Here is a 10,652-nt window from a genome sequence, read left to right on the forward strand (position 1 = left end):
TATCCGCAAATAGCCGACGACGCAATGAAACAGAGATAAATATTCTTCTACGCCACGCCTATGATTGTTGTAGGACAAGATTTCTTCTACCCGAAGACTGACTGTCAGCTAGCGCGCCCACTACAAGAAATTCACAAGATAGAGCGTAGAAAGCCATGACCCAGCCGTATGCACCGCTGCGCCTGCACGTTCCCGAACCCTCGGGCCGCCCAGGCTGCAAGACCGACTTCACCTACCTGCGTTTGACCGACGCCGGCCTGGTACGCAAACCCGCCATCGACGTAGAGCCCGCCGACACCGCCGACCTGGCCAAGGGCCTGATCCGCGTGCTCGACGATCAGGGCCAGGCACTGGGCCCGTGGGCCGAAGGTGTCTCCACCGAGATCATGCGCCGCGGCATGCGCGCCATGCTCAAGACACGCATTTTCGACAATCGCATGGTGGTCGCCCAGCGCCAGAAAAAAATGTCGTTCTACATGCAAAGCCTTGGCGAAGAAGCCATCGGCAGCGCCCAGGCCCTGGCCTTGAATATCGACGACATGTGCTTCCCCACCTATCGCCAGCAAAGCATCCTGATGGCCCGCGACGTGCCGCTGGTGGACCTGATCTGCCAACTGCTGTCCAACGAGCGCGACCCGCTCAAGGGCCGCCAGTTGCCGATCATGTATTCGGTCAAGGACGCGGGCTTCTTCACTATTTCCGGCAACCTTGCCACCCAATTCGTCCAGGGCGTGGGCTGGGGCATGGCCTCGGCGATCAAGGGCGATACCAAGATCGCCTCGGCCTGGATCGGCGACGGCGCCACTGCTGAATCTGACTTCCACACCGCCCTCACCTTCGCCCACGTGTACCGCGCGCCGGTGATCCTCAACGTGGTCAACAACCAGTGGGCGATTTCCACCTTCCAGGCCATCGCTGGCGGTGAAGCCACCACCTTCGCCGGACGCGGTGTCGGTTGCGGTATCGCCTCCCTGCGCGTGGACGGCAATGACTTTATCGCGGTGTACGCCGCTTCGGCCTGGGCCGCCGAACGTGCGCGCCGCAACCTGGGGCCAACGCTGATCGAGTGGGTCACCTACCGCGCCGGCCCGCATTCCACCTCCGATGACCCATCCAAGTACCGTCCCGCCGACGACTGGAGCCACTTCCCCCTGGGCGACCCGATTGCCCGCCTCAAGCAGCACCTGATCAAGATTGGCCAGTGGTCCGAAGAGGAACACGCGGCGGTCAGTGCAGAACTTGAAGCCGAAGTGGTCAAGGCGCAGAAGGAAGCCGAACAGTACGGCACCCTGGCCGGCGGCCAGATTCCAAGCGCCGCGACCATGTTCGAGGATGTCTATAAAGAGATGCCGGAGCACTTGAAGCGCCAGCGTCAAGAGCTGGGGGTGTGACATGAACGACCACAACAACAGTATCGAACTGGAAACCGCCATGACCACCACCACCATGACCATGATCCAGGCGCTACGCTCGGCCATGGATGTGATGCTTGAGCGTGACGACAACGTGGTGGTGTTCGGCCAGGACGTCGGTTACTTCGGCGGCGTGTTCCGTTGCACCGAAGGTTTGCAAACCAAATACGGCAGCTCGCGGGTGTTCGACGCACCGATCTCGGAAAGCGGCATCGTCGGCGTGGCCGTGGGCATGGGCGCCTATGGCCTGCGCCCGGTGGCGGAAATCCAGTTCGCCGACTACGTCTACCCCGCCACTGACCAGATCATTTCCGAAGCGGCGCGCCTGCGTTATCGCTCGGCCGGCCAGTTCACCGCGCCCTTGACCATGCGCATGCCCTGCGGCGGCGGCATCTATGGCGGCCAGACCCACAGCCAGAGTATCGAAGCGGTGTTCACCCAGGTCTGCGGCCTGCGCACGGTGATGCCGTCCAACCCCTATGACGCCAAGGGCCTGCTGATCGCCTCCATCGAAAACGATGACCCGGTGATCTTCCTCGAACCCAAGCGCCTGTATAACGGCCCGTTCGACGGCCACCACGACCGCCCGGTAACGCCGTGGTCCAAACACCCCCAAGCCCAGGTACCGGACGGCTACTACACCGTGCCCCTGGACGTGGCGGCTATCGTGCGCCCAGGTTCGGCTGTGACGGTACTGACCTACGGCACCACCGTGTATGTGTCGCAAGTCGCCGCTGAAGAAACCGGCATCGACGCCGAGGTCATCGACCTGCGCAGCCTGTGGCCGCTGGACCTGGAGACCATCGTCAAGTCGGTGAAAAAGACCGGCCGTTGCGTGGTGGTGCATGAGGCCACGCGCACCTGCGGCTTTGGTGCCGAGTTGGTCTCGCTGGTGCAAGAGCATTGCTTCCACCACCTGGAAGCGCCGATCGAACGCGTCACCGGTTGGGACACCCCCTACCCGCACGCGCAGGAATGGGCGTATTTCCCAGGGCCGTCCCGAGTGGGCGCGGCGTTGAAACGGGTCATGGAGGTCTGAATGGGCACGCACGTTATCAAGATGCCGGACATTGGCGAAGGCATCGCGGAAGTTGAATTATCGGTATGGCATGTAAAGGTCGGCGACCTGGTGGTTGAAGACCAGGTGCTGGCGGATGTGATGACCGACAAGGCGATGGTGGATATTCCCTCGCCGGTCCACGGCAAGGTGATTTCCCTCGGCGGCGAGCCGGGTGAGGTCATGGCAGTGGGCAGCATTTTGATCAGCATTGAAGTGGAAGGCGCAGGCAATACCAAAGATATGCCGGAGGTTGCCGAGCCGGCGAAGGCCGCGCCACCTGTGGCCGAAGCCAAACCGGTACAGGCGCCGGTAGAAAGCAAGCCCGCAGCAGCAGTGAAAGCGCCGCAAGCGCCCGTGGCCCGTGAAGCCAGCGAACGCCCGTTGGCCTCGCCTGCCGTGCGCAAACACGCGCTGGATGTAGGGATCCAACTGCGCCTGGTCCAGGGCACAGGGCCTGCGGGCCGGATTCTGCATGAAGACCTGGAGGCTTACTTGCGCCAGGGCCCTGCAACGGGCGCCAGCGCCGCCAACCCGTATGCCGAGCGCACTGACGAACACCAGATCCCGGTGATCGGCATGCGCCGCAAGATCGCCCAGCGCATGCAGGACGCCACCCGCCGCGCCGCGCATTTCAGCTACGTGGAAGAGATCGACGTCACCGCCCTCGACGAGTTGCGCGTGCACCTCAACGAGAAGCACGGTGCGACACGCGGCAAACTGACCCTGCTGCCGTTTATCGTGCGGGCCATGGTCGTCGCCTTGCGCGACTTCCCGCAAATCAACGCCCGTTACGACGACGAAGCCCAGGTCATCACTCGCCTTGGCGCCGTGCATGTGGGCGTCGCCACCCAGAGCGACGTGGGCCTGATGGTGCCGGTGGTGCGTCACGCCGAAGCCCGCAGCCTGTGGGGCACTGCCGAAGAAATCGCGCGTTTGGCCAACGCCGCACGTACAGGCAAGGCCAGCCGTGAAGAGCTGTCCGGTTCGACCATTACCCTGACCAGCCTTGGCGCTCTGGGCGGCATCGTCAGCACGCCAGTGCTGAACCTGCCGGAAGTGGCCATCGTCGGCGTCAACCGCATCGTTGAGCGGCCGATGGTGATCAAGGGCCAGATCGTGGTGCGCAAGATGATGAACCTCTCCAGCTCCTTCGATCACCGCGTGGTCGATGGCATGGACGCGGCGCAATTCATCCAGGCCATTCGCGGCCTGCTCGAACAACCCGCCAGCCTGTTCCTGGAGTAAGGGCATGACTCAGACATTGCACACCACGCTGCTGATTATCGGCGGCGGCCCCGGCGGTTATGTCGCGGCGATTCGCGCAGGCCAACTGGGCATCCCCACCATTCTGGTGGAAGGCCAGGCGCTGGGCGGCACCTGCCTGAACATCGGCTGTATTCCCTCCAAGGCGCTGATCCATGTGGCCGAGCAGTTCCAGCAAACCGTGCACCATAGCCAGGGCTCGCAGCTGGGCATTGAAGTGGATGTGCCGACTTTGGACATCCGCAAGAGCGTGGAATGGAAAGACGGCATCGTTGACCGCCTGACCACCGGCGTCGCCGCACTGCTGAAAAAACACAAGGTGCAGGTGATCCATGGCTGGGCCAAAGTCATCGACGGCAAGACCGTCGAGGTGGGCGAGCAACGCATCCAGTGCGAACACCTGCTGTTGGCCACCGGCTCGACAAGCGTCAACCTGCCGATGCTGCCGATTGGCGGGCCGATTATCTCGTCCACCGAAGCCCTGGCACCGACCCGTGTGCCCAAGCGCCTGATCGTAGTGGGCGGTGGTTATATCGGCCTGGAACTGGGGATTGCCTACCGCAAGCTGGGTGCCGACGTCAGTGTGGTCGAGGCCCAGGCGCACATCCTGCCGGCCTACGACGCCGAGCTGACCCTGCCGGTGGCTGAATCCCTGAAGAAACTCGGCGTGAAGCTGTACCTGGAACACAGCGTCACCGGTTTTGCCGACAACAAGCTGCAAGTACGTGCACCCAATGGCGACACCCTGGCGCTGGACACCGACCAGGTGCTGGTCGCCGTGGGGCGCAAACCCAACACCCAAGGCTGGAACCTCGAAGCGCTGAACCTGGACATGAACGGCGCGGCGATCAAGATCGACAGCCGCTGCCAGACCAGCATGCGCAACGTGTACGCCATTGGCGACCTCAGTGGCGAGCCGATGCTGGCGCACCGGGCCATGGCCCAGGGCGAAATGGTTGCCGAACTGATCAGCGGAAAGGCCCGCGAATTCAACCCGGCGGCAATTCCGGCGGTGTGCTTTACCGACCCGGAACTGGTGGTGGTCGGCAAGACCCCGGACGAGGCCAAGGCTGCTGGCCTGGATTGCATTGTGTCGAGCTTCCCGTTCGCCGCCAATGGCCGGGCCATGACGCTGGAGTCCAAAGCCGGCTTCGTGCGGGTGGTGGCGCGGCGTGACAATCACTTGATTGTTGGCTGGCAAGCGGTGGGGGCTGGGGTGTCGGAACTGTCCACTGCGTTTGGCCTGAGCCTGGAAATGGGCGCGCGCCTGGAGGATGTGGCCGGCACCATTCATGCCCATCCGACCCTGGGTGAAGCGGTGCAGGAAGCCGCGCTGCGGGCGTTGGGGCACGCGTTGCACCTGTAAAACCGTGGCGTGGCTATCGCAGGCAAGCCAGCTCCCACACTTGGAATGCATTCCAATGTGGGAGCCGGGCTTGCCCGCGATAGCGCTGGATCAGCCAATGCAGAGGTTGAATGGTCCACCGCCCTGCTCCCACACCGGCCAAGAATGCAGTATTGTTGCGCCATCCAGAAAAAAAACCGACTTGACCAGAGATAGAGGGTGTCATGGGTAACGAGAGCATCAATTGGGACAAGCTGGGTTTTGACTACATCAAGACCGACAAGCGGTTTCTCCAGGTCTGGAAAAACGGCGAATGGCAAGCTGGCACCCTGACCGACGACAATGTGCTGCACATCAGCGAGGGCTCCACTGCCCTGCATTATGGCCAGCAATGCTTCGAGGGCCTGAAGGCCTACCGTTGCAAGGACGGTTCGATCAACCTGTTCCGCCCGGACCAGAACGCCGCCCGCATGCAGCGCAGCTGTGGCCGCCTGCTGATGCCACAAGTGCCGACCGACGCGTTCATCGACGCCTGCAAACAAGTGGTCAAGGCCAACGAGCGCTTCATCCCGCCGTACGGCAGTGGCGGCGCGCTGTACCTGCGCCCGTTCGTGATCGGCACCGGTGACAACATCGGCGTGCGTACCGCGCCGGAATTCATCTTCTCGGTGTTCTGCATCCCGGTCGGTGCCTACTTCAAGGGCGGCCTGGTGCCGCACAACTTCCAGATTTCCGGCTACGACCGCGCCGCGCCGCAAGGCACCGGTGCCGCCAAGGTCGGTGGCAACTACGCCGCCAGCCTGATGCCCGGCTCGGAAGCGAAGAAATCCGGTTTCGCCGACGCGATCTACCTGGACCCGATGACCCACTCGAAAATCGAAGAAGTCGGCTCGGCCAACTTCTTCGGCATCACCCACGACAACCAGTTCATCACGCCGAAGTCGCCTTCGGTATTGCCAGGCATCACCCGCCTGTCGCTGATCGAACTGGCCCAGACCCGCCTGGGCCTGGAAGTGGTAGAAGGCGAAGTGTTCATCGACAAGCTGGACCAATTCAAGGAAGCCGGCGCCTGCGGTACCGCTGCGGTGATCTCGCCTATCGGCGGCATCCAGTACAACGGCAAGCTGCACGTGTTCCACAGCGAGACCGAAGTCGGCCCGATCACCCAGAAGCTCTACAAAGAGCTGACCGGTGTGCAGACCGGTGACGTGGAAGCGCCAGCGGGTTGGATCGTCAAGGTCTGACAGCCAAAAAAGCCAGCGACACCACAAAACCCTGTGGGAGCTGGCTTGCCTGCGATAGCGGTCTGTCAGCCAGCATATTGGCTACTGACCCACCGCTATCGCAGGCAAGCCCGCTCCCACACTGGTTTCTGCGCCTTCAAGAGCGTGGCGTAATATTCTCGCCAATCTTCTTGCCCATACTGATCCTCGGCTCCACCCCATACCCCAACGCCTCATAAAACCCCACCACCACGTCATTGCCGCCGGTGATCTGCAGGTTGATTTTCATGCAACCCAGCGCTGTCAACGCCTGTTCGGCATAGCGCACCAGCGACGACCCCAGGCCATGGCGCCGATAGTCGGTATGCACTGCCACCGAATACAACCAGCCACGATGCCCGTCATAGCCGGCGAGGATGGTACCGATCACGGCTTTGTTGTCGGTGGCAACGAAGAACAACCCGTCATTGACCGCCAGTTTCTTATCAATCGCCAGGCTCGGCAGGTTATGCGCGGTGTCATAGCCAAACGCCTGCTGCCATAACTCGATCACCTGGGCACGGTGTTGACGGTCGCGATACGGCCCGATGGGGTGGCGGGACAACAGCGCCTTTTCCATCACCAACGTGCGCTCGTTGCCGTGGTACACGTCACGCACGTTGTGAAAACCCAGCTTGGCGTAGAAGGCTTGCGCCGTCAGCGAGGACGGCACGCTCAACACCGTCACGCCGGCTTCACGGGCGCGCAGTTCGATCTCGATCATCAATAGCCGACCGATGCCCTGCCCTTGCAGCGCCGGGTTGACGAACACCGAGCGCACCACATTGCCATCCAGTGCGGCCGTAGCGACGATCAGTTGATCCTGAGTCGCCACCAACACCACACGCCGCTGGAGTAACGCCATTACCGCGTCGGGGGTGAAGTTGCTGGCAACCCGCGCAATCACATCTGCTGGGTAATCACGTGCGTTGCTGCTGTGCAGCGCAGCCAGGATGACCTGGCTGATGCCCTCGGCATCGGAAGGTTGGGCAAGGCGAACAGCGGTAGACATGGTTCCTCCTGGCTGACACAACGATAACAATCACCACAATACCAATGTGGGAGCTGGCTTGCCTGCTCCCACAGGTTGATCGTATTTCAATCTGACAGCCGATTCGGCTGCGCCATTCCCGTTTTCAGCTTTCTTGGCTGAGCCACCCCGCTGTTTCAGCCGGGATCCTTTCCCCGCAACGCACACAATAGCGGCACAAGATCCCCAACGGACCCGTGCCCCCATGCAAACCACCAACACCGTCCTGATGATCCGCCCGGCGCGCTTTGCCTTCAACCCGGATACCGCGATCAACAACCGTTTCCAACGCCCGCCGCTGGACCCGCTCAGTGCACAGCACAAAGCGCTGGAGGAGTTCGACGGTTATGTCGACACCCTGCGCCAGCATGGCGTGGAGGTACTGGTGGTGCAGGACACGCCGGCGCCTCATACGCCCGACTCGATCTTCCCCAACAACTGGTGGAGCAGCCATGCTGACGGCAGCCTGGTGCTCTACCCCATGGAAGGCCAGAACCGCCGACTGGAGCGCAACAAGGGCGTGCTGCAAGTACTGGAGCAACGCTTTGCGATCAACACCACCATCGACCTGAGCCACCTGGAACAACAGAACATCTTCCTGGAAGGCACCGGCAGCATGGTGCTCGACCGCCAGCACCGCATCAGCTACGCCTGCCATTCGGGGCGCACCCACCACGCGGCCCTGCGCCAGTTTGCCGAACGCCTCGACTACCAACTCTGTGTGTTCCATGCCCTGGACCGTCACCAGGCCCCCATCTATCACAGCAACGTGATGATGAGCGTTGGCCGCGACCTTGCGGTGGTGTGCCTGCAGGCCCTGCCCGACGACGGCGAGCGCCTGGCCCTGGAACGCTCCCTGCGTGACACCGGCAAAGACATCCTCAGCCTGGACTTCGACCAGTTGGAAGCCTTCGCCGGCAACATGCTGGAAGTCCACGACCGGGACGGCCAACCATTGCTGGTGATGTCCGCCAGTGCCTGGGGCGCCCTGCATCCGGAACAGCGTCAGCATGTGGAGCGCCATACGCGGCCGGTGGTGGTGAATATCGACAACATCGAACGCATCGGCGGCGGCAGTGCCCGCTGCATGCTGGCCGAAGTGCATCTGCCGGCCCGCCACTCATTTCAATAAGGAGTCTTGCCATGACCCGTTATATCGACGTCAACGACCTCAGCTACCTGGTTTCGCAAAAAGGCCTGCAAACCTGTATCACCGAGATGGCCGACTACATTCGCGCCGACTACCTGCGTTGGCAGGATTTCGAAAAATGCGCGCGCCTGGCCAACCATTCACCGGATGGCGTGATCGAGCTGATGCCGGTGTCCGACGCCTCGCTGTACGCCTTCAAGTATGTCAACGGCCACCCGAAAAACACCCTGGCCGGCATGCTCACCGTGATGGCGTTCGGTGCCCTGGGCGACGTCGACACCGGCAAACCGGTGCTGCTGGCGGAAATGACCCTGACCACTGCGATCCGCACCGCTGCCACCTCGGCCCTGGTCGCCCGCTACCTGGCCCGCGCCAACAGCCGCAGCATGGCGCTGATCGGCAACGGCTGCCAAAGCGAATTCCAGGCTCTGGCCTTCCACGCCATGCTTGGCATTACTGAAATCCGCCTGTTCGACATCGACCCCCAGGCCACCGCCAAGCTCGCCGCCAACCTCAAGGCGTTCCCGGCGATCAAGGTGATCCTGGCCGCCAGCGTCGCCGAGGCAGTCAAAGGCGCGGACATTGTCACCACCGTGACTGCAGACAAGGCCTACGCCACCATCCTGACTGACGAGATGATCGAGCCAGGCATGCACCTCAATGCCGTGGGCGGTGACTGCCCGGGCAAGACCGAGCTGGACCGCCGCATCGTCGAGCGCGCCAGGGTGATCGTCGAGTACGAACCGCAAAGCCGCATCGAAGGCGAAATCCAGCACATGCCGGAAGATTCGCCGGTCACCGAGCTGTGGCAAGTGATCAACGGCCAACAGCCGGGCCGCGAGAATGAGCGCCAGATCACCCTGTTCGACTCGGTGGGTTTTGCCATCGAAGACTACTCGGCCCTGCGCTATGTACTGGACGTGGCCAAGGCCCTGGATGTGGGCAGCGAGCTGGAGCTGGTGCCAGACCTGGCCGACCCGAAAGACCTGTTCGCACGCCTGGCCCAGCAACCTGTGGTACAGCATAAAAAGCGCGCCTGAAACCGCTCTGGCTTGCCGCTTTGCGCCCAGGGCAGGCCAGATTCGGGTGGGTCTGGAGCCGATTTTGCCGGTGTCACAGCCGATTCCGCTGCATTGCCTGTTTTAACAGCGCAATTTGCGCTTTGCGCAGGGGGTAAACGACACAAAAAACGCACCATCATGAAGCATTCTCTGCTCCCAGTTATTCACTGCCCCTGACATCAATTACAAAATATAGGGACCGACACATGACTCCTCTGCGATCACTCTTCGCTGCGTTGCTGTTGCCACTGTGCGCCACTGCTGCCCACGCCCAGGACTGGAAAGAAATCCGGTTTGGCGTGTTCCCCGAATACCCGCCCTTCGAATCCGTCGCCGCTGACGGCAGCCTGCAAGGTTTCGATATCGAACTGGGCAACGCTATCTGCGCCAAGCTCGAAGTGAAATGCACCTGGGTGCACAACGAATTCGACGGCATGATTCCGGCCCTGCGTGCGCGCAAGTTCGACGCGATCATGTCCTCCATGGCCGTGACCCCGGCCCGCGAGAAAGTCATCGACTTCACCGACCGCCTGTTCCTCAGCCCCACCTCGGTGATCACCCGCAAAAACGCCACCTTCGGTGATACCCCCGAGTCGCTGAACGGCAAGCAGGTTGGCGTGCTGCAAGGCTCGTTGCAGGAAGCCTATGCCCGCGCGCACCTGGCCAAGCTCGGTGCACAGATCAAGGCATACCAGTCCCAGGAACAGAACTACGCCGACCTGCAAAACGGCCGCCTCGACGCCACCCTGACGGACAAGCTCGAAGCCCAGCTCAACTTCCTGTCCAAGCCCGAAGGCGCCGACTTCAAGACCGGCCCGGCCTTCAAGGACCCAACCCTGCCCCTGGACATCGCCATGGGCCTGCGCAAGAACGACCAGGCATTGCGTGAGCTGATCAACAAGGGCATCGCCGCCGTCCAGGCCGATGGCACCTACGCCCAGATCCAGAAGAAATACTTCGGCGATCAGGACATCTACAACGAGTAACCGGCAACCGTGCCCCTGTGGGAGCGGGCTTGCTGTGGCGAGGGAGCTTGCTCCCGCTGGGGTGCGAAGCGCCCCCAAAAAGC

Annotated in this window: 9 protein-coding genes; 8 read left to right on the forward strand and 1 reads right to left on the reverse strand. The window is 62.2% G+C overall.

The window, feature by feature from the left end; all coding sequences use genetic code 11:
• The first annotated feature begins 155 nt into the window (after positions 1-155).
• The 5 genes from GIV35_RS23625 to GIV35_RS23645 all read left to right on the forward strand — a co-directional run bounded on the left by GIV35_RS23625 (position 156) and on the right by GIV35_RS23645 (position 6,324).
• Positions 156-1,391, forward strand: a complete 1,236-nt coding sequence (locus tag GIV35_RS23625) for a 3-methyl-2-oxobutanoate dehydrogenase (2-methylpropanoyl-transferring) subunit alpha (protein WP_213153871.1) — start codon at positions 156-158, stop codon at positions 1,389-1,391.
• Between the two features lies 1 nt (position 1,392).
• A complete protein-coding gene (locus tag GIV35_RS23630; RefSeq protein WP_005789444.1) occupies positions 1,393-2,451 on the forward strand; it encodes an alpha-ketoacid dehydrogenase subunit beta in 1,059 nt (352 codons plus the stop codon).
• Positions 2,452-3,717 (forward strand): dihydrolipoamide acetyltransferase family protein, encoded by a 1,266-nt coding sequence (locus tag GIV35_RS23635; RefSeq protein WP_236265548.1) that lies wholly within the window; start codon positions 2,452-2,454, stop codon positions 3,715-3,717.
• Positions 3,718-3,721: 4 nt separating this feature from the next.
• Positions 3,722-5,101 (forward strand): dihydrolipoyl dehydrogenase, encoded by a 1,380-nt coding sequence (gene lpdA, locus GIV35_RS23640; RefSeq protein ID WP_105227241.1) that lies wholly within the window; start codon positions 3,722-3,724, stop codon positions 5,099-5,101.
• Between the two features lie 203 nt (positions 5,102-5,304).
• Entirely contained in the window at positions 5,305-6,324 is a 1,020-nt protein-coding gene (locus GIV35_RS23645; protein WP_003192309.1) for a branched-chain amino acid aminotransferase, read from the forward strand.
• A 136-nt stretch (positions 6,325-6,460) separates the two neighbouring features.
• Here the strand turns inward: GIV35_RS23645 and GIV35_RS23650 are convergent, their stop codons facing one another.
• Entirely contained in the window at positions 6,461-7,354 is an 894-nt protein-coding gene (locus GIV35_RS23650) for a GNAT family acetyltransferase (RefSeq protein ID WP_236265546.1), read from the reverse strand.
• Positions 7,355-7,577: 223 nt separating this feature from the next.
• Between GIV35_RS23650 and ctlX the strand changes: the two genes are divergently transcribed.
• The 3 genes from ctlX (at position 7,578) to GIV35_RS23665 (ending at position 10,569) form a co-directional block, all read left to right on the forward strand.
• A complete protein-coding gene (ctlX, locus tag GIV35_RS23655; RefSeq protein ID WP_202692049.1) occupies positions 7,578-8,504 on the forward strand; it encodes a citrulline utilization hydrolase CtlX in 927 nt (308 codons plus the stop codon).
• A gap of 11 nt (positions 8,505-8,515) precedes the next feature.
• On the forward strand, positions 8,516-9,562 hold the full coding sequence (locus GIV35_RS23660) for an ornithine cyclodeaminase (protein WP_034127975.1): 1,047 nt from the start codon (positions 8,516-8,518) through the stop codon (positions 9,560-9,562).
• A gap of 227 nt (positions 9,563-9,789) precedes the next feature.
• Complete coding sequence (locus GIV35_RS23665) at positions 9,790-10,569, forward strand: ABC transporter substrate-binding protein (RefSeq protein ID WP_032896457.1); 780 nt, start codon at positions 9,790-9,792, stop codon at positions 10,567-10,569.
• The last annotated feature ends 83 nt before the right edge of the window (positions 10,570-10,652 follow it).

This window comes from Pseudomonas sp. PA-1-6B (assembly GCF_021609545.1).
GTDB classification, from domain to species: Bacteria; Pseudomonadota; Gammaproteobacteria; order Pseudomonadales; family Pseudomonadaceae; genus Aquipseudomonas; species Aquipseudomonas fluorescens_BV.